Annotated in this window: 16 protein-coding genes; 9 read left to right on the top strand and 7 right to left on the bottom strand. The window is 70.1% G+C overall.

All coding sequences use genetic code 11. The features are described 5' to 3' along the window. Nucleotides 1-155 precede the first annotated feature (155 nt). Nucleotides 156-1,391, bottom strand: coding sequence for a PP2C family protein-serine/threonine phosphatase (locus F8566_RS45865; protein WP_151570069.1), 1,236 nt, complete (start codon nucleotides 1,389-1,391; stop codon nucleotides 156-158). A 4-nt stretch (nucleotides 1,392-1,395) separates the two neighbouring features. Next, a complete protein-coding gene (locus F8566_RS45860) occupies nucleotides 1,396-4,008 on the bottom strand; it encodes an AMP-binding protein (protein ID WP_225994131.1) in 2,613 nt (870 codons plus the stop codon). Nucleotides 4,009-4,069: 61 nt separating this feature from the next. Here F8566_RS45860 and F8566_RS45855 point away from each other — a divergent pair, with 61 nt between their 5' ends. The 9 genes from F8566_RS45855 (at nucleotide 4,070) to F8566_RS45815 (ending at nucleotide 13,644) form a co-directional block, all read left to right on the top strand. Then, nucleotides 4,070-5,095, top strand: coding sequence for an iron ABC transporter substrate-binding protein (locus tag F8566_RS45855; protein WP_225994130.1), 1,026 nt, complete (start codon nucleotides 4,070-4,072; stop codon nucleotides 5,093-5,095). A 6-nt stretch (nucleotides 5,096-5,101) separates the two neighbouring features. Beyond that, on the top strand, nucleotides 5,102-6,610 hold the full coding sequence (locus tag F8566_RS45850; RefSeq protein WP_151570063.1) for an ABC transporter permease: 1,509 nt from the start codon (nucleotides 5,102-5,104) through the stop codon (nucleotides 6,608-6,610). Continuing rightward, nucleotides 6,607-7,650: an ABC transporter ATP-binding protein gene (locus F8566_RS45845; RefSeq protein ID WP_151570061.1), complete on the top strand. Its 1,044-nt coding sequence runs from the start codon at nucleotides 6,607-6,609 to the stop codon at nucleotides 7,648-7,650. The genes F8566_RS45850 and F8566_RS45845 overlap by 4 nt, the downstream gene beginning before the upstream one ends. A 284-nt stretch (nucleotides 7,651-7,934) precedes the next feature. After that, nucleotides 7,935-9,131, top strand: a complete 1,197-nt coding sequence (locus tag F8566_RS45840; protein WP_151570059.1) for an ABC transporter substrate-binding protein — start codon at nucleotides 7,935-7,937, stop codon at nucleotides 9,129-9,131. Between the two features lie 10 nt (nucleotides 9,132-9,141). Continuing rightward, the gene (locus tag F8566_RS45835; RefSeq protein ID WP_225994129.1) at nucleotides 9,142-10,014 is read left to right on the top strand and encodes a branched-chain amino acid ABC transporter permease; all 873 of its coding nucleotides are present in this window, start codon (nucleotides 9,142-9,144) and stop codon (nucleotides 10,012-10,014) included. Continuing rightward, nucleotides 10,011-11,060, top strand: coding sequence for a branched-chain amino acid ABC transporter permease (locus F8566_RS45830; RefSeq protein ID WP_151570057.1), 1,050 nt, complete (start codon nucleotides 10,011-10,013; stop codon nucleotides 11,058-11,060). Before F8566_RS45835 ends, F8566_RS45830 begins: the two co-directional genes overlap by 4 nt. Then, nucleotides 11,057-11,836 (top strand): ABC transporter ATP-binding protein, encoded by a 780-nt coding sequence (locus tag F8566_RS45825; RefSeq protein ID WP_151570055.1) that lies wholly within the window; start codon nucleotides 11,057-11,059, stop codon nucleotides 11,834-11,836. The genes F8566_RS45830 and F8566_RS45825 overlap by 4 nt, the downstream gene beginning before the upstream one ends. Beyond that, entirely contained in the window at nucleotides 11,836-12,576 is a 741-nt protein-coding gene (locus F8566_RS45820; protein WP_151570053.1) for an ABC transporter ATP-binding protein, read from the top strand. The genes F8566_RS45825 and F8566_RS45820 overlap by 1 nt, the downstream gene beginning before the upstream one ends. Before the next feature lie 210 nt (nucleotides 12,577-12,786). Further along, on the top strand, nucleotides 12,787-13,644 hold the full coding sequence (locus F8566_RS45815; protein WP_225994128.1) for a PaaX family transcriptional regulator: 858 nt from the start codon (nucleotides 12,787-12,789) through the stop codon (nucleotides 13,642-13,644). A 13-nt stretch (nucleotides 13,645-13,657) separates the two neighbouring features. On the opposite strand, the gene paaZ is transcribed toward F8566_RS45815, so the two are convergent. The 5 genes from paaZ to F8566_RS45790 all read right to left on the bottom strand — a co-directional run bounded on the left by paaZ (nucleotide 13,658) and on the right by F8566_RS45790 (nucleotide 18,721). Next, entirely contained in the window at nucleotides 13,658-15,205 is a 1,548-nt protein-coding gene (gene paaZ, locus F8566_RS45810) for a phenylacetic acid degradation bifunctional protein PaaZ (protein ID WP_151570051.1), read from the bottom strand. A gap of 80 nt (nucleotides 15,206-15,285) precedes the next feature. After that, the gene (locus F8566_RS45805; protein ID WP_151570049.1) at nucleotides 15,286-15,807 is read right to left on the bottom strand and encodes a gamma carbonic anhydrase family protein; all 522 of its coding nucleotides are present in this window, start codon (nucleotides 15,805-15,807) and stop codon (nucleotides 15,286-15,288) included. After that, nucleotides 15,807-16,145: a ferredoxin gene (gene fdxA / locus F8566_RS45800; protein ID WP_151570047.1), complete on the bottom strand. Its 339-nt coding sequence runs from the start codon at nucleotides 16,143-16,145 to the stop codon at nucleotides 15,807-15,809. The genes F8566_RS45805 and fdxA overlap by 1 nt, the downstream gene beginning before the upstream one ends. 18 nt (nucleotides 16,146-16,163) lie before the next feature. Further along, entirely contained in the window at nucleotides 16,164-17,153 is a 990-nt protein-coding gene (locus F8566_RS45795; protein WP_151570045.1) for an NAD(P)/FAD-dependent oxidoreductase, read from the bottom strand. Further along, nucleotides 17,150-18,721, bottom strand: coding sequence for a benzoate-CoA ligase family protein (locus F8566_RS45790; protein WP_151570043.1), 1,572 nt, complete (start codon nucleotides 18,719-18,721; stop codon nucleotides 17,150-17,152). The genes F8566_RS45795 and F8566_RS45790 overlap by 4 nt, the downstream gene beginning before the upstream one ends. Between the last annotated feature and the right edge of the window lies 1 nt (nucleotide 18,722).

Genomic DNA, 18,722 nt, shown 5'->3' with positions numbered 1-18,722 from the left:
TCGATCCGACCCCAGGAGAATCTCACGTAGAGTATCGAACCGAACACTATAAGTCCCTATCCACAGGGTAATGAGACAAGCGCCCTCGGAAGCAATCTATGGACTGACCTGGACGTTCATTCATTCACATTGGGGGCGACCGGAGCTGGTGATCGTCAGCCAGGTATGCGAGACGCGGCCGGGTCGTCCGCGAGTCCCTCGGCAGCCGGACCGTGCCATTCGACCAGCAGCACGGTGGCGTCGTCTTGGAGTTTGTCGTCGTGATAGGCCAGCACGGCGCGGATCAGGCGGCGCAGGGTTTCGGGCACTGGGAGGCCGGCGGCATTGTGGCGGATGACGAAGTCGATGAAGCGTTGCAGGCCGAACTCCTGGCCTTGGCGGTTGCGTGCCTCGGTGATGCCGTCGGTGTACAGCAGCACTCGGTCGCCCGGCTCCAGTTGCTCGGTGCACACGGTGACGGGCCGGCCAAGGTCCAGGCCCATGGGGTGGGCAGGCGGGCAGGGCAGTTTGGTGCTCCAGCGGCCGCCGCGGATGACCACCGGCGGATGGTGCCCGCGGTTGATCCAGGTGAGCAGGCCGGTGGTGGTGTCCAGATCGGCCATGACCGCGGTGACGAACCGGGTGTCCTCCCCGAACTCGCGCAGCAGGAGGCGTTCGATGCCCTCGCTGTTGTCGGCCAGGCCCATGCCCTGGCGGCGCTGGTTGCGGCAGGCCGACATCGCCAGGTTGCCCGCCAGCCCCGCGGCCACGTCGTGGCCCATCGCGTCGAAGATCGCTAGATGCACGGTGTCACCGGCGATGGCATAGTCGAACACGTCCCCGCCGACCTCGTAGGCCGGCTCCAGCGCCGCCCCGATCACCACACTGGGGCTGGCGAAGGTCAGCGGCGGCATCAGGTTCCACTGGGTCTCGGCGGCCACGTTCATCGGCCGGGTGCGTACCAGCCGGGCGTAGGAGTCGCTGTAAGGCCGGCAGCTGACCAGGATCAACGCCACCAGCGACGCCAGATGACGCATGCGGCCGGTGATCTCGTCCTCAGCGCCGGTCCCGATGGCGCGCACGCGCAGCACTCCCAGGCGTTCGGTGCCGTCCAGCAACGGCACCCACCAGTACTCCACCCGCCCGTCGGGATCGTTCTTGGACAGCATCCGCACGTCCTGGAAGGCGCGTCCGGCCAGCGTGGCGTCGATCTTCAGCTCGGCGATCTCAGAGTCGGCGCCCTCCCCGCCGCTCCCGCCGCGGCCGGTCAGCAGCCGCAGCACGGTCTGCTGCACGTCGGTCAGGTAGATCAGCACCTCGTCCAAGCCCGCCTGCCGGGCGTACCGGGTGACCAGACCGGGCACCTGCTCGATCGACGCCAGATGACTGGCCTCCAGAAGCCCGGTCAACATCAGCTCAACGCCGCGATCGTCCTCGATGATCCCTCTCCCGCCTGTACGGCCCGTCCCGGTTCCTCGCAGTCGCCAGGTTCAGTCTGCTGCACTCCATGGCCCCAGCCCAGGAGAAAGGCCGACAAGGCGGAGCCCACGTCCTGGCCGTCGGCGTCGTCCGCAGTACGGTCTGGCAACGCCGCATGATCTTCGTGGCGAGGGCGGCGTACGCGACTCCGACGGCCAGCGAGGCGAGCAGGGCCAGAAGCTGGGAATGGCCCTCGACCAGCGGATAGACCTGCCAGTGGACCAGGTAGATGTACAGGGAACCGGCGGCCACCGGACCGATGAGGCGGTTGAGGAGCCCCGGGCTCGGCAGCGTGGGCAGCCAGATCAGCAGGGCCAGGCCGCTGATGATGAGGGTCTCCCGGACCAGCTCCCCGGAACCGAAGTAGCCAGGAACCGTGGTCACGGCGGCCGCGGTCACCAGCAACCGCTGCCAGCGGGTGCGGGCCTTCGCCGCGGCCCAGCCGAGCGGGAACATCCAGAACGCGACGATCGCGGATGGCAGGTCCAGAAGGCTGCGGAAGCCGAGGAGGTCGAAGCGGGCGACCAGTCCGAGTAGCAGGAAGCCGAAAGCGAAGCCGAAGGAGAAGCGCCGCTCCGCCCGGTCCAGCCCCGGCACGCTCAGCCAGGCGATCATGGCGAGCAGGATGTAGACGATGACCTCGACGAACCAGTAGTTGCTGTTGCGCCCGAGCGCACTGTCCAAGAGCAGGGCGTCGGACAGGTGGTAGTCGGCGGTGAGAGGCGCCATCAGCACGAGCCACGCGACGCTCGGCACGGCGATCCGGGTGAGGGCGCCCAGCACGTGCCTGCGGCGTTCGCGCCGGCCGGCCGAGGTGAGATGGAACCGCGCGAAGTTGTAGCCGGCCACCGCCAGCAGCAGATGCGCGCCGCCTCGGATCGTGAAGATTCCGATGTGCGAACCGACGACGAGGACGATGCCGGCCGCGCGCAGCATGATGCCCGTCTCCACGGTCCGCCATCGCGGGCGTCCGGAGGGCGGCCGCAGGTCGCGGATGCGCCGGGTGGGCCAGTCGGCCGGCAGGAAGCCCAGTGCCTCCTCCAGCCTCAGTGACATCTCCACATAGGACAGCGAGTCGCCACCCAGGCTGACGAAGCTGCTGTCGGCGGTGACGTCGGAACGGTCCAGAATCTCGGCGTACAGGCGGCACAGATCCGTGACCGACACCGGCTCGGGCCGGGCCAGCCGGCGAACGGCCTCGTAGTCGGGCTTTCCCGTGCCGAGCCTGGGCAGCTCGGCCAGGACATGAACAACGACCGCCCGGGCGGGCAGCCCGCATTCGGACGCCGCCAGCCGCCGGGCGTGCCGGGCGTCCACGTCACCTGTCACCGCCACGACCAGCCCCTCGTCGTCGCCGGTGCAGCAGGAGGTCAGGCCGTGGCGTGCGAGTGCCGCTTCGACGCGCTGGGGATCGATCCGCAACCCGTAGACCTTCACGAATCGGTTGCGCCGCCCCACGACCTCGTACAGCCCCGCTGAGTTGAGCCGGGCGACGTCGCCGGTGCGCAACTCCCCCACCGTCCGGCCCAGAGCCAGGCAGGAGGGGCCCTCGGCGTATCCGAGCATCACGTTCGGCCCGGAGTACACCAGTTCGCCGGTATCGGGGCCCGGCCAGTCCGGCAGTGGTTCGAGCCGGAAGGAACCGCCGGGAACGGGGATGCCCACCGCGTGGGGATGGGAGGCCGCGAGGTCCGGCGGGAGGTAGGCCATGCGGGCCGTCGCCTCGGTCTGGCCGTACATGACGATCAGGTCCCACCCGCGCCGGCGGCCCAGTGCGGCGTAGCGGGTCACGCGGTCGGCGGGCAGCCTGCCGCCCGCCTGGGTGACGTACCGCAGGTGGGGAAGGTGCATGTCGGCGAAACCGGCCCGGTCAAGCAGGTCGAAGGTGTACGGGACGCCCGCGAAGGTCGTGCCCCGCGCCTTGTGGAACAGCTCCCAGAGGCCGGTATCGGTCACCGACAGTTCGGTGAGGATCAACCCGGCGCCGCGCAGAAGATGGCTGTTGATGACCGACAGGCCGTAGCAGTAGGACATGGGCAGCGTCGTGGCGGCACGGTCACCGTCGTGGATGCCCAGGTAGCCGGCGATGGCGACCGCGTTCGCCTGCAGGTTCTCGTGTGACAGGCGGACGAGTTTCGGCGAGCCGGTGGATCCGGAGGTGCTCAGCAGCAGCGCGAGGTCTGGATGCAGTGTGTGCGCGGAAACCTGGCGGCGCTCGTCGAGGGCGCCATCGGGGGACGCCACGATGTCCGGGTCGTAGATGTCGATCAGCGACCGCGTTGATTCGGGACGGTCGTGGGGAACCAGCAGCAGGGGATGTCCGCCCGCCAGCGCCGCCAAGTAGATGACGAGGGCGTCGACGGTGTTGGCGCCGGCCAGCAGGACCAGGCGCCGTTCCGATCCCAGGCGCTGGACGGTCTCGGCCACCCGGGCGGCGAGCTCGCGGTAGGACAGTGCGCCGCCGGTGGTGATGACCGCGGCACGGTCGCCGTGATCGGCCAGCTCACGGGCGAAGGGGACCGCCTTGTGGCTCGGGTGGGGGTTGCTCACGCGGCGTATCTTAAGTAAGGCTAACCTACCTGCCAAGATGATTGAAGGACACATCCCTAGGATGATCATGCGATACCCGCTGGCGCGTTTCACTTCCGTATTCGTTTTGATGGTCGTCCTGCTTCCGCTGGGAACGGCGTGCGGCGTCTTCGGGTCGGACGCCGGTCTGGTCATCTACTCCGGCCGTAACGAAGGCTTGGTCAAGCCGTTGCTGGAGAAGCTGGAGAAGGCCGTCGACACCAAGGTGGAGGTCCGCTACGGCTCCAGTTCCGAGCTGTCGGCGCAGCTTCTGGAGGAGGGCGACAAGACCAAGGCCGACCTGTTCCTGTCTCAGGACGCAGGAGCTCTCGGAGCCCTGACCAAGCAGGGACGGCTGGACAAACTGCCGCAGGCGACCCTCGACAAGGTGGCCGCGTCGTTCCGTTCCAGCTCGGGCGACTGGGTCGGCCTCTCCGGCCGCGTCCGGGTGCTGGGCTATGACCCCAGGCAGGTCACCCGGCCGCCGAACAGCGTCTTCGACCTGGTCAAGCCGGAATGGAAGGACAAGGTCGGCTACGCGCCGACCAACGCGTCCTTCCAGGCGTTCGTCACCGGAATGCGGGTCCTCAAGGGCGACGACGCCACGCGGGAGTGGCTCAAGGGTCTCAAGGCCAACGGGGTCAAGGCCTACGACGACAACCTCGCCCTGCTGGACGCCGTCGACAAGGGGCAGGTCGCCCTCGGCCTGCTCAACCACTACTACTGGTACGAGAAGGTCGCCGAGAAGGGCGCGAACAACGTCACCGCCAAGCTCCACTACCTGCCTGGCGGCGACCCCGGCGCGTTGATCAACGTGGCGGGCGTGGGCGTGCTCAAGGGCGCCAAGCACCGCGCGACGGCGCAGAAGGCCGTCGACTTCCTGCTCTCCAGGGACGCCCAGACCTACTTCTCCGACGAGACCAAGGAGTATCCGCTCGCCTCCGGCGTCAAGAGCACGGTTCCGGGTCTGCCGCCCCTGGAGTCCCTCAAGGCTCCGAACGTTGACCTGGGCAAGCTCGATTCTCTGCAACAGACCCTGGCGATGCTGCGGGAAGCCGGGATGGTCTGACCTCGCATGAGCACGCTCCGCGCTCCTTGGGGGCTGCTCGGACCGGCGTGCCTGGCCGGTGCCTTCGCTCTACTGCCGCTCGGCTACCTTGCCGTGCGCTCGATGGAACGGGGGCCCGGCTTCGCCTGGGGGGTGGTCGCCACCGAGGGCACCGGCCTGCTGCTGGCTCGCAGTCTGGGCCTGGCCGTTGTGGTCGTGGCGGCCTGCCTGATCCTCGGCATCTCCCTGGCTTGGTTGACCGTGCGCACAGCGCTGCCGGGGGCTGCTGTCTGGTCGGTGGTGGCGACCGTGCCGCTGGCCGTGCCCAGTTACGTGGCTGCCTTCGCGTGGCTGTCGGCGATGCCGGAACTGGCGGGTTTCACCGGGTCGGCGATCGCGCTGACGTTGGTCAGCTATCCGTACGTCTACCTTCCGGTCGCCGCCGCCCTGCGGGGGACCGACCCCGCGCACGAGGAGGTGTCCAGGTCCCTTGGCGTCGGGCCGGTCCGGACGTTCCTCCGCGTCACTTTGCCGCAGTTGCGTCCGGCCGCGGCCGGCGGCGCGTTGCTGGTCGCGCTGTACGTGCTGTCGGACTTCGGCGCGGTGTCGCTGATGCGCTATGACACGTTCACCCGTGGCATCTACACCTCCTACCGGGCCAGTTTCGACCGCACTCCGGCCGCCGCACTGAGCATCGTCCTGGTGGTGATGACCGTGCTCCTCGTCGCCATGGAGACGCGCACCCGAGGGCGTCGCGGGCACTCCAGGACGGGGACCGGCACGGCTCGCCCGATCGTCCCCGCACCGCTCGGGCGGATGGTGATCCCCGCGCTGGCCTGGTGCGCCGCCGTCGTCACCGCCGCGGTCGCCTTCCCGCTGGGCACGCTCGGCTACTGGCTCACGGTCGGGAATTCCGGCACCTGGGATCTCGCCGGGTTGGTCAACATCGCGGGCGTAACGCTCACCGTGGCCGCTCTCGGCGCGGCCCTCACCACCGTGCTCGCGCTGCCCGTCGGTGTGGTCGCCGCCCGCTACCGGGGACGGGTCGCCGACCTGCTGGAGCATGCCGCCTACGCCGGGCACGCCCTCCCCGGGATCACGGTGGCCCTCGCGATGGTCTTCTTCGCCGTCCGCTACGCCTATCCGCTCTACCAGGAGCTGCCGCTGCTGGTGTGCGCCTATGCCGTGCTGTTCCTGCCGGTCGCGGTGGCCGCCACCCGCGCCGCCGTCCTCCAAGCCCCACCCGTGCTGGAGGACGTCGCCCGATCCCTCGGCCGGAGTCCGCTGAGGGTCCTGCGGGAGGTGACGGTGCCGCTGGCCGCGCCGGGTGTGGCGGCGGGCGCCGCCCTGACCTTCGTGGTCTGCATGAAGGAACTGCCGGCGACCCTGCTGCTGCGTCCCACCGGCATGGACACCCTCGCCACCCGGCTGTGGACGGAGACGGGCGTCGGATCCTACGCCGACGCCGCGCCGTACGCCGCGGTGCTGATCCTGCTCGCCGCCGTCCCCTCGTATCTCCTCGGAAGGCGCACATGACCGACCTGCGGATCGAGGGCCTGACCATGGGGTACGGTCCGGACACGACCGTGCTGCACGGGATCGACCTCACCGTCCCCAGCGGCTCGCTGGCAGCCGTGCTCGGTCCCTCCGGCTGCGGCAAGACCAGCCTGATCCGCGTCATCGCCGGTTTCCTGCGCGCCCGCGCCGGAACCGTCACCGTCGGCGGACGCACTCTCACCGGCCCCGGAACGCACGTTCCCCCCGAACGCCGCCGCATCGGCATCGTCCCCCAGGAGGGCGCGCTCTTCCCCCACCTGAGTGTGGCCGCGAACGTGGCGTTCGGCGTCACCGATCGGGCCACCCGCCGCCAGCGCACCGAGGAGATGCTCGACCTCGTGGGCCTGGCCGGCTATGGCGACCGGATGCCCCACGAACTGTCCGGTGGGCAGCAGCAGCGGGTCGCCCTGGCCCGCGCCCTGGCCCCCGAACCCGCACTGGTCCTGCTCGACGAACCGTTCAACGCCCTCGACAGCGCACTGCGCGCCGGGGTGCGCGCCGACGTCCGCGCCGCCCTCCACGCCATCGGCGCCACCGCCCTCCTCGTCACCCACGACCAGCAGGAAGCCCTCTCCACAGCGGACATCGTCGCCGTCGTCCGCGACGGACGCATCGCCCAGTGCGGCACTCCCCAGGACGTCTACGACCACCCGGCCGACCCTTGGATAGCCGGCTTCGTCGGCGACGCCGTCCTCCTCCCCGCCACCGTCGTGAACGGCACGGCCACCACGGCCCTCGGCACCGTGGAGATCCGCACGCCCACCGGCGCGACCGCCGAAACCCCCCGCCAGGGAACCGTCCTGCTCCGCCCCGAGCAACTCCGCCTCTCCGATCCCGGCGAGAGCACGCCCTCCGGCTCGGTGACCGACGTCCGCTACTTCGGCCACGACGCCATGGTCACCGTCGCCGTCGACGGCCTGGACACCCCCGTCAACATCCGGATCACCGACCACGTCGCCCCTCGCCCCGGAGACCGCATCGGTGTCCGCGCCACCGGCCAGGCCACCCTCCACGCCTGACAGCCCGGCGGACATCACACGGAGCCGGCGGGTCGCTGATGTGAGGCAGGACACACTCGTCGCCAGTCTGGCGAAGCACTGACAAACAGTCAATGGTTTTACGCCGTTCCGACGACTACTTGTCGATCTATGGGGCGCACTCTGCGCTTCTGGCTGCCGAACGCCGCGTTTTGCCGTGCGAGACGTCGCCATGGTTTAGATACAAACTCTTGACGTGACGTGTAGTTTCTGTAGATTCTGGGCGCACCTGTCAGCGCGTCGCGCCGTTCTCCTGAGGAGTCGCCATGGGCGTTCTCTCCGTTGTTCTCCGATCACGCCGGGCCGCGACGGTTCCGGCGCTGGCACTGGGCGCACTCGTGCTGTCCGCCTGTTCGGGGTCGAGCCTGGGTCAGTCCAGTGGGGGCGGATCCGGTGGCGAGATCAAGGTCGGGCTGCTGGTGCCGCTCTCCGGGGTCTACGCGCCGCTCGGCCAGGACATGCGCAACGGCTTCCAGCTCTACCTCGACCAGCACGGAGGCAAGCTGGGCGGCCGTTCGGTGAAGGTGGTCACGGCAGACGAAGGTGAAGGGCCGCAGACCGGGGTGCCGGCCGCACAGAAGCTGGTGACCCAGGACCAGTCCTCCGTGGTGGTCGGGGTGGTGAACTCCGCGACCGCGCTCGGTCTCCGCGACTTCTTCACCGAATCCAAGAAGCCGTTGATCGTCGCCAACGCCGGCGCCGACGCCATCACGGGCTCCGGCAAGTCCGAATACATATGGCGGACCAGCTTCGCCAACGGAAAGGTCGGCGCCCCTCTCGGATCCGCGGTCGCCAAGGAGGTCGATGGCAGCGTCTACCTCATCGCGGCCGACTATGCCGCCGGCAGGGAGATGGTCGCCGGGTTCCGCAAGACCTTTGAGGCCGCCGGGGGCAAGGTCGCCGGCGAGAAGTACACCCCGTTCGGCAAGACCCAGGACTTCCAGCCCTACCTGTCGGGGATCCGCGGCTCAGGCGCCAAGGCGGTCTACGGCTTCTACGCCGGCGCAGAGGCGGTGAGCTTCGTCAAGCAGTACAAGCAGTTCGGGCTCGCCGACAAGACGGCGCTGTACGGGACCGGCTTCCTGACCGAAGGTGGCGTGCTGGACGCCCAAGGCCAGGCCGCGGTCGGGGTGAAGACCTCACTGCACTACTCCACCGAAATCGACACTCCGCGCAACAAGCAGTTCGTGGCCGACTACCGCAAGGCGTTCCAGAAGGCGCCGACGGTCTACACGGTCCAGGCCTACGACGCGGCGGCCGTTCTGGACAAGGCGCTGGCCAACACCAAGAACAGTGACGGCACTGAACTGATCAAGGCCTTCGCCGGCGTCGGGACGATCGACAGCCCGCGCGGCCAGTGGTCCTTCGACTCCAATCACGACGCGCAGCAGAAGTACTACCTGCGCGAGGTCCGTTCCAGCGGCGGGACGACCGTCAACGCGGTGATCCGCGAGCTGGGCTGAGCGCGCCGCCGTGGACACCTATCTTGTGAGCGTCCTCAACGGGCTGGCCATGGGCTCGCTGTTGTTCGCCATCGCGCTGGGCCTGTCGCTGGTGTTCGGCATGATGGACGTGCTCAACCTGGCTCACGGCGCGGTCTATCTGTCCGGCGCGTATGTGGCGGTGGCCGTGGTCGGTGACGGCGCCGGGATGGCGGTCTTCGTGTTGGCGGTCCTTGTCGCCGCCGCGACCGGGGCCATTCTCGGCGGCGCTCTGGCGGGTCTGACGCGGGCCACACCGCATCATCTCGACCAGGCCTTGCTGACTCTCGGCGTCGCCCTGGTGATCGCCGAGCTGCTCGCGGTCGGCTTCGGCAATGACGTGCACTCGGTGGCCGCGCCCGCGCCTGTCGACGGCGGCGTCACGGTGTTCGGCGAGACCTATCCGGTCTACCGGTTGCTGGTGATCGCGTTCGGGATGGTCCTGGCGGTGGCGGTCTACTTCCTGGTCGAACGCAGCCGCCTCGGCTCGGTGATCCGGGCGACCGTCGCCGACCGGGTCATGGTGTCGGCACTGGGCATCAACACCGGCCGGGTGCTGGTCGGCGTCTTCGCGGCGGGAGCCGCGCTGGCCGCGGTGGGCGGGGTGCTGGCCGGGCCGATTCTCGGCGCCCAGCCCGGCCTCGACGAGAAGGTGCTGCTGCTGGCGCTGGTCGTGGTGGTGATCGGTGGTCTGGGATCGGTGCGGGGCGCGCTGCTGGGCGCCGTCCTGATCGGCCAGGTCCAGGCCCTGGGCACCGCGCTGCTGCCCGAGTACGCCTCGTTCATGATCTTCGCTGCGATGGCCGTCGTGCTGGTGCTCCGGCCGTCCGGCCTGCTTCCCGACCGGACGGCGGTGCACGCATGACAGCGGCTTCAGAGGTCGAGTCCTCATACGAGCGGCAGGACGGCGACGTCGTCGCCGGCCCGGCACGGCGCCGGGGCCCGCGCGGTCCGCTGGTCGCCGTCCCGGTCATCGCCCTGCTGGTGGCGGCGCCCCTGGTCCTCGGGCCGTATCCGGTGACCACGATGACGCGGATCCTCGCCTTCGCGGTCCTGGTTCTCAGCGTCGATCTGCTGACCGGGATCACGGGCCTGCCCACGCTGGGCCAGGCGGCCTACTTCGGAGTCGGCGGCTACACCGCCGTCCTCACCGGTCTGCACGTGACGTCGGACGCCGCGGTACAGGTCGTGGCCGCTCTGGCGGCGGGCGTGATCGCGGCCGCCGCGACCGGCTGGGTCGCCGTGCGGGCGCGCGGCATCGTCTTCCTCATGCTCACGCTCGCGATCGGCGAGTCGGTTCACCAGGTGGCCGACACCTGGAAGGCGGTCGGCGGCAGCAACGGCCTGAGCGGGATGCCGCCGATCAGCCTGTTCGGCGGTCCACCGATCATCGCCGCCGGCTTCGTGTACTGGTGGGTGCTGGCGGTGGCGATCGTCGTGTTCGCCGCGGTGGCGCTGGTCGCCCGGTCTCCGTACGGGCGGACGCTCCGCGGTGTCCGGGACAACGAGGCCCGGATGCGCGCTCTGGGCTACCGTCCGACGCTCGCCAGGTTCGGTGTGTTCTGTCTGGCGGGCGGAGTCGCCGGAGCCGGCGGTGCGCTGTGGGTGTCGCAGGCCCGCTTCATCTCGCCCGGCGATCTCGGGTTCGAGATCGCGGCGCTCGCCCTCCTCAGCGTCGTCATCGGGGGCAGAGGGAGCCTGTGGGGTCCGTGCCTGGGGGCGGCCGTGGTGCTGCTCGTCCGCGACAACCTGTCGGCCTACGTCGGCGGTCACGGTCCGCTGGTCCTGGGCTGCCTGTTCGTCGCCGTCGTCTTCCTGGTCCCCCGTGGGCTGGCCGGGCTGACCGCGCCGACCGGAGTCCGCCGACCGGCCGGGCCGGCCGGAGCCCACCGGAGGGAGAGCGCGTCGTGACCGCCCTGCTGGAACTGAAAGACCTGACCCGTTCCTATGGTTCCCTCGCCGCCGTCGACGGCGTCGACCTGAAGGTCATGCCCGGCGAACGGCACGCGCTGATCGGCCCGAACGGCGCGGGCAAGTCCACGCTGTTCGCGACGGTGGCCGGGACGCTGCGGGCGACCGGTGGACAGGTGTTGTTCTCAGGCGCCGACGTCACCTCACTGCCCGAATCCGAACGGGCACGGCGCGGCATGCTGCGCACGTATCAGCACTCCAGCCTGTTCCTGGGTTGTTCCGTGCTGGACAACGTCGCGCTGGCCGTCCAGCGCGTTCACCGTGTGGCCCATCGTTTCGACCGGGCCGCGTGGCGCTTCCGGCGAGCGGAGGCCGAGGCCAACCGCCACCTGGACTCGGTCGGGCTGGCCGACCGGGCCGGCGCGAAGGCCGCCGCGCTGTCGCACGGCGAGCGCAGGCAGCTCGAGGTGGCGATGGTCCTCGCCGCGCAGCCGACCCTGGTGATGTTCGACGAACCCACCGCCGGAATGTCGGCGGCCGAAACCGAACGGTTCGTCGAGCTGATACAGCGGCTGCCCGGCAACCTGACCCTGCTCATCGTCGAGCACGACCTGGACGTGGTGTTCCGGCTCGCCGACCGGGTCACCGTCCTGCATCTGGGCCGGGTCCTGGCCTCAGGACCGCCGGAGCGCGTCCAGGGCGACCCGCAGGTGCAGCAGGCCTACCTCGGCACCGCGCGCACCGAAGACCTGTTCATCGAAGCCGGAGACCGCTGATGACGAATTCGCTGGCTGTACGGGATCTGAAGGCGGGCTACGACGGGACCACGGTGCTCGACGGAGTCGACTTCACGGTGCCCACCGGGACGGTGGTCGCCCTGCTCGGCCGTAACGGCGTCGGGAAGAGCACCTTCCTGCACACCGTGATGGGCATGGTGAAGCCCTATTCCGGCAGCGTCCTGGTGGACGGCCGCGAACTGGCCGGATCGCCCGCCCACGTGGCGGCGCGTCACGGGGTTGCGATCGTTCCGCAGGGCCGCCGCGTCTTCGCGCCCCTCACGGTGGAGGAGAACCTGCACATCGCGGCCGGCCACAAGCACGGCCTTAAGCGCGGCCGCAGCCCCGGCCGCGAGCCCGGTCGTTGGACGGTCGCGCGGATCTATGAGCTGATGCCGCGGCTGGCCGAACGCCGCAGCAACCGTGGCGATCAGCTCTCCGGAGGGGAGCAGCAGATGCTCGCCATCGGGCGGGCGCTGTTGAGGGACCCGCGCCTGCTGCTGCTCGACGAGCCGTCAGACGGGCTCGCACCGGCGGTCATCGACCAGGTCGCCGAGGTGCTGGCAGGCCTGCGCGGCGAGGGCATCGCCTCCGTGCTGGTCGAACAGGATCTGCACCTGGCCTTCCGGCTGGCCGACGAGGTGGCCGTGATGCAGAAGGGACGGATCGTTCACCGCAGTTCGACCAGGGAATTCCGCACCGACCGCGACCGGGCCCACGCCCTTCTTGGCGTCGGCTGACCGGTTCGCGCGCTGACTCGCGCCGACGCCGCGCACCACGCGCGGGAAGAGGGAGGAATGGCATGAGACCGCCCCGACCTGCGCTGCTCTCGCGCCTACTGAGTAGTCGGCGAACGCCCGAGGACACTGAACTGACTGCCCGTTCCCCCCTTGTAACCTGGACGATGGCCGATTCGGGCCGCCCAAAAGCGGAGGAGCATCCCACCAGCCGTGTCCGACGACGAAGAGGGTATCCGCGTCCCATCGATGAGCCGCCGCCAGCGAACGGGCGGAGGGAGCGCCAAGGCCTTGCTGCTGACGGTCTTCGGTGAGTACGTGCTGCCGCACGGCGAGCCGGTGTGGACCTCGGCGTTGCTGCACGTCCTGGCGGGACTGGAGGTCGAGGAGAAGTCGGCCCGCCAGGCCCTGAACCGGCTGGCCGCCGACGGCTGGATCATGTCCGAGCGCGCGGGCCGCCGGGTGCGCTGGGCGTTGACCGAGCACGGCCGTGCAATGTTGACCGAGGGCGCGGAGCGGATCTACTCGTTCGGCCGGGACCGCGAGTCCTGGGACGGGCGGTGGCTGGTGCTCCTGGCCAGCGTCCCCGAGTCCAAGCGAGACCTGCGCCATCAGCTGCGCAACGGCCTGACATGGGCCGGCATGGGCAGCCCGGCACCCGGGGTGTGGATCAGTCCCCATGTCTCCCGGGAGCCCGAGGCCAAGCAGGTGGTGGAGAGCCTGGGCCTGGACGCGGAGGTGCTGTCCTTCTGCGGGCCGTTCGGCGGCATCGGCTCGGAGTCCGACATGGTCGAGACCGCATGGCATCTGGGTGAGCTGGCGACCGCGTACGAGGATTTCGTCCGGGAGTTCGCCGGGATGCGGCCTGCTCCCGGTGACCAGGTACTGCTCGCGCAGACCCGCCTCGTTCACCTGTGGCGGCGGTTCCCCCTGCTGGATCCACAGCTCCCCCTGGTGCTCCTCCCCCCGCACTGGATCGGCATCCGGGCCGCGAACGTCTTCAAGGACCTGCACCGGCAATGGCACGACGCCGCCCAGGCACGCTGGACGGCGCTGACCGCCGACGAATGAACGAACGGGCGGGTCAGGCCAGCCCGGCGAGGAAATCCGAGTGCCCTTGCACGGCGGTGCGCCGCAGGTAGTGATGGAGGGCGCGCAGGCCTCCCAGTTCCTCACCGCCTCCGGCGCGTCCCGGCCCACCGTGGACCAGCTGCGGCATCGCCACCCCGTGGCCGGTCGATTCGCCGGCGTCGTCCCGGTTCAGGACGAGCAGGCGGCCGTGCCACGGCGCCAGGGACTCCACCAGGACACGTGCGCTCTCGTGGTCGGCGGTGACGATCGAGCCGGCGAGGCTGCCTCGTCCCCTTGCCGCGGCGTCGGCGACGGACTCCAGATCGTCGTACGGCAGCAGGGTGCTGACCGGTCCGAACGCCTCGACCTCATGCGGAGCGGACGCCTCCACGTCGTCGCAACGCAGCAGGATCGGCGAGAGGAAGGCGCCGCGCTCGGAGTCGGCGGCGATGGTGTCGACCCGGGCGGGATCGCCGAAAACGACTCTGCCGTCCGCCGCAAGCCGCGCGACCGCGTCACGGACCTCATCGCGCTGGGCCAGGCTGACGACGGGCCCCATGTCGACGTCGGCATGTCCGGGATGTCCGACGACGACTCGGCCGAGCCTTTCGGCGACCGCCGCGGCGGTGGCGTCGGCCAGCCCGGTGGGGATGAAGGCACGGCGGATCGCAGTGCACTTCTGCCCGGCTTTGACGGTCATCTCGGTGACGAGCTGGTCGACGAAGAGCTCGAACTCCGGGTCGTCCGGCGTGACGTCGGGGCCGAGGATGGAGCAGTTGAGGGAGTCGGCTTCGGCGTTGAACGGCACGGCCTGGCCGGCGACCACCGGGTGCGTGCGCAGGGCGAGGGCGGTGGCCGCCGAACCGGTGAACGAGAGCGTGTCCTGCGGCGAGAGGGCGTCCAGCAGACCGGCGGGATCGGCGCACAGCAGGGACAGTGCGCCCTCGGGGAGCAGTCCGGACTCGGCGATGCGCCGGACCACGAGTTCGGTGAGGTAGGCGGTCTCGCCAGCGGCCTTCACCACCGACGGCATTCCGGCCAGAAATGCGGGTGCGAACTTCTCCAGCATCCCCCAGACGGGAAAGTTGTAGGCGTTGATCTGCACCGCGGCCCCCAACCGTGGGGCGAGGATGTGGCGTCCGGCGAAGGTGCCGCCTTTGGCCAGGGGCTCGATCTCACCATCGGGCAGGATCGCGGCGTCGGGCAGTTCACGGGCGGCCTTCCCGGCGTAGACGGCCAGAGTGGCGATGCCACCGTCAACGTCGACTGCGGTGTCGCGGCGGGTGGCACCGGTGCGGGTGCTGAGTCCGGCGAACTCGTCCAGGTGGTCCCGAAGGTGTTTGCTCAGGTCTTTGAGGATGGCCGCGCGTTGGGTGAAGGTCAGCGCTCGTAGCGCCGGGCCACCTGTCCGGCGGGCGTGATCGAGCATCGCGGCAGGGTCGGGACCGGTGGCGGGGAGCAGGGCGACGGGTTCGCCGGTGGCGGCGTCCAGCAGGGGCTTGGCCGGGCCGTCGCCGTCCTGCCAGGTGTCCTGCGCGTAGCTTTGCAGTACGGGCGTCATCGGGTTCTCCGCTCTAGAAAGGCCGTTCGCCGACCATGGCGACGGTCTGCATGTGTCCGTTCAGCCGATGCGGTGTCCGTTCAGCCAAGGCGACGCAGGCCGCTGCTGTAGCGCCGGGCGAGTTCCTGGTAGAGGCCGACGGCTTCGGAGATCCAATCGCGGAGTTCGGACGGCGCGGGCCTCGTCTTGGCGGGCACGCCGAGGGCGATGTGAGCCTCGGGTACGGAGGCGTCCTCAGGGACCAGCGCCGCCGCGCCGACGGCTCCGCCCGATGCGACGACCGCCCGGTTGAGCACGATCGAGCCCGATCCGACGAGACAGTCGTCGCCGATCGCGCAGCCTTCCAGGTGGGCATTGTGGCCGATGACGCAGCGATCGCCGATGAGCGTCGGCCACTGCTCGGTGGTGTGCACGACGGTGCCGTCCTGCACGGAGGTCATCTCACCGACCGTGATGTGCCCATAGTCGCCGCGCAGCACCGCGCCCGGCCACACCGAGGAGCGAGCCCCGATCTCGACCGAGCCGATCACGGTCGCGTCGGGGTGGACGAAGGCCTCGGGGTGGATCCGCGGGCTCAGGTCGTCGAGTGCGTAGATGCCCATCAGTCGCCTTGATGGGAGGCGACGAGCTCGGTGTCGACGCCGAGCGGGCCGATCACGCCGGCTCCTCCCGCCATGCCGAGCGGAGCGCCGCGGCCGGGCAGGGGCTCGGCGAAGAAGCGGGCGTTGTCGGCGACGAAATGGCTCTGGTCCGGCGGCACCCGGCGGTCCTGGCTGATCGCCGAGACCGGGCATGCCGGTTCGCAGGCGCCGCAGTCGATGCACTCGGCGGGGTTGATGTAGAGCTTGCGCTCCCCTTCGTAGATGCAGTCGACCGGGCACTCCTCGATGCAGGAGCGATCCATCACGTCGATGCACGACGCGGCGATGACGTACGGCATGGTGCTCTCCTCACACGGTCAGGCCGGGGTGGGCGCGGCGTCCGTCGAATGACCGGGGAACAGCTGCTCCTCGGGGTTGATCAGGACGGCGGCGTTGTTCACGGCCGTGGCCGCCTCGCCGAAGCCGACCGAGATCAGCCGCACCTTGCCGGGATAGTCGGTGATGTCGCCCGCGGCGAAAACGCCGGGGACGCTGGTCGACATCGTGGTGTCGACCGGCAGGTACCGGTTTCCGCTGACGTCGACCCCCCACTGGCGGATGGGGCCCAGGTTGGCGGTGAAGCCGAGCGCGGCGATGATCGCCTGCGCGGGACGGACGGTGACGCCGTCGGCACCGGTGATCTCCACCTCCTCGACACGCTCGCGTCCGCGCACCGCGGTCACCTGGGCCTCGGTGACCACTTCCACGGTTGAGGCCATGAGCTGGGCGACGCTGTGCGCATGCGCTCGGAACGCCGTGCGGCGGTGGACCAGCCTGACCGAGCGGGCGATCGGCTCAAGGCTGAGCGCCCAGTCGCAGGCGCTGTCCCCGCCACCGACGACCACCACGTCCTGTCCCGCGTGCGCCTCCAGGGAGGGGACGAAGTAGGACAGGCCCCGGTCGAGCCAGCCGTCTCCGGCGGGGAGCGGGCGCGGGGTGAAGGTGCCGATGCCACCACTGATGATCACTGCCCGGCAGTGGACGCGGAGGCCCGAGGCGGTGGTGACCGTGATCGTTCCGTCGGCGTTCCGTTCGAGGTCCTGAGCCCGTTCCCCGAGGACGAAGGCCGGGTCGAACCGGCGCGCCTGCTCCAGGAGCCCGGCGACCAGATCGCGCCCCCTCACCTGGGGGAAACCGGCGATGTCGTAGATCGGCTTCTCCGGATACATCGCCGTCACCTGGCCGCCCGCCTCGGGCAGGGAATCGACGACGGCGGTGGACAGGCCCCGGAACCCGGCGTAGTAGGCGGCGTACAAGCCCACCGGACCCGCGCCGATGACGAGCAGGTCACGTTCGGCGTCGGTCATGACGGCACCGACTCCTGGCGGTCGCCTGCGAGCAGTCCGGCGGCGTGGGCGCGCAGTTCCACCCGGCGGATCTTGCCGGTCGCGGTGGTGGGCAGGGCGTCCACGAACACCACCCGCCGGGGGCGTTTGAACGAGGGCAGCCCGGCCCGGCAGAACTCGATCAGTTCGTCCTCGGTAAGGGTGACCGCGTCGCCGGTGATGACGTACGCGATGGGTTTCTCCAAGCCGTCACCGTCGCCGGCGCCGACGACCACGGCCTGATCGACGGCCGGGTGCGCCAGCAGCCGCGACTCCACCTCCGCGGGCGAGACCCAGATGCCGCTGGCCTTGAGCATGTCACCGGTGCGGCCCATGCAGCTGTAGTAGCCATCGGTGTCCTGCACATAGGTGTCACCGGTGCACAGCCACTCGCCCTGAAAGACCTGCTGGGACGCCTTGTAACGGGACCAGTAGCCGGTGGCCGTGGACTGCCCGCGCACATAGAGCGTTCCGGGCGTGCCCGGGGCGACCTCCCTGCCGGCCTCATCCAGGATGCGCAGCTCGTAGCCCGGCACGGGTACGCCTGTCGTCCCTGGCCGGACGCCGCCTTCCTGGTTGGACAGGAAGATGTGCAGCATCTCGGTCATCCCGATGCCGTCGAGGATGTCGACGCCGAAGTGCCCGGTCCACCGGTGGTAGAGCGCGGCCGGCAACGGCTCCCCCGCCGACGCCGCCAACCTGACACCGCCCAGGGCGTCGCCGGGCAGGTCGGCGCGCAGCATGTTCGCGAAGAACGTCGGCCCGGCGAAGAACAGCGTCGCGCCGTGGACGCGGGCGCGCTCGGCCAGCAACTCCGGGCGGGACGGCGCGGGCTCGAGGATCGCGGTGGCTCCCGCCGACAGCGGGAACAGGATGGAGTTGCCCAGGCCGTAGGCGAAGAACGCCTTGGCCGCCGATAGGCAACGGTCGTCGCGGTGGATCCCGAGCACCTGCTCGCCGTAGGTCTCGCACACCACCCGGATGGACTCGTGGCGGTGCATGGCAGCTTTGGGAGTGCCGGTCGTCCCCGAGGTGTAGAGCCAGAACGCCGGGGAGTCCGCGGTCGTCGGATACAGGTGGCCGTCCGGCTCGGCATCGGCCAGGTCGGCCAATGCGTGCACCGGCAGATCGGTCGCCATCTCGACGCCGTCGCCCGCGAGGACGCCCGCCAGTTCGGGTGCGGCCGCGGCGGCCTCGGACCCGGTGGCCGCGAAGTCCGCCGTCAGCGCCAGCAGCGCGGCGCGCGAGTCGCGCAGCAGCTCGGCGAGGTCATCGGCGCGCAGCATCGTGGACACGGGGACGGGGATGGCGCCTATGCGCAACGCCGCCAGGAACACCGTGACGAAGTCGGGCGAGTCGGCCATGAACATCAGCAGGCGCTGCTCAGGGCGCAGCCCGACCGCGCGGAGGCCGGTGGCGGTGCGCAGGACGCGGTCGTGGAGCTCGGCGTAGGTCAGGTCACCCGCCATCCCGGTCAGGGCCAGGCGGTGGCCGTCGCCCTGCTCGACGTGACGGTCCAGCAGGTAGGCGCTCGCGTTGAACTCGCTCATG

The sequence above is a fragment of the Actinomadura rudentiformis genome (assembly GCF_008923185.1).
GTDB lineage: Bacteria > Actinomycetota > Actinomycetes > Streptosporangiales > Streptosporangiaceae > Spirillospora > Spirillospora rudentiformis.
The sequence above is the reverse complement of the archived record's forward strand: the minus strand, read 5'-3'. Positions and strand labels throughout refer to the sequence as shown.

Coding starts and splice junctions, on each gene's coding strand:
- F8566_RS45865 (WP_151570069.1), bottom strand. CDS start 1,391: ATGTTGACCGGGCTTCTGGAGGCCAGTCATCTGGCGTCGATCGAGCAG.
- F8566_RS45855 (WP_225994130.1), top strand. CDS start 4,070: ATGATCATGCGATACCCGCTGGCGCGTTTCACTTCCGTATTCGTTTTG.
- F8566_RS45850 (WP_151570063.1), top strand. CDS start 5,102: ATGAGCACGCTCCGCGCTCCTTGGGGGCTGCTCGGACCGGCGTGCCTG.
- F8566_RS45845 (WP_151570061.1), top strand. CDS start 6,607: ATGACCGACCTGCGGATCGAGGGCCTGACCATGGGGTACGGTCCGGAC.
- F8566_RS45840 (WP_151570059.1), top strand. CDS start 7,935: ATGGGCGTTCTCTCCGTTGTTCTCCGATCACGCCGGGCCGCGACGGTT.
- F8566_RS45830 (WP_151570057.1), top strand. CDS start 10,011: ATGACAGCGGCTTCAGAGGTCGAGTCCTCATACGAGCGGCAGGACGGC.
- F8566_RS45820 (WP_151570053.1), top strand. CDS start 11,836: ATGACGAATTCGCTGGCTGTACGGGATCTGAAGGCGGGCTACGACGGG.
- paaZ (WP_151570051.1), bottom strand. CDS start 15,205: ATGACGCCCGTACTGCAAAGCTACGCGCAGGACACCTGGCAGGACGGC.
- F8566_RS45805 (WP_151570049.1), bottom strand. CDS start 15,807: ATGGGCATCTACGCACTCGACGACCTGAGCCCGCGGATCCACCCCGAG.
- fdxA (WP_151570047.1), bottom strand. CDS start 16,145: ATGCCGTACGTCATCGCCGCGTCGTGCATCGACGTGATGGATCGCTCC.
- F8566_RS45795 (WP_151570045.1), bottom strand. CDS start 17,153: ATGACCGACGCCGAACGTGACCTGCTCGTCATCGGCGCGGGTCCGGTG.
- F8566_RS45790 (WP_151570043.1), bottom strand. CDS start 18,721: ATGAGCGAGTTCAACGCGAGCGCCTACCTGCTGGACCGTCACGTCGAG.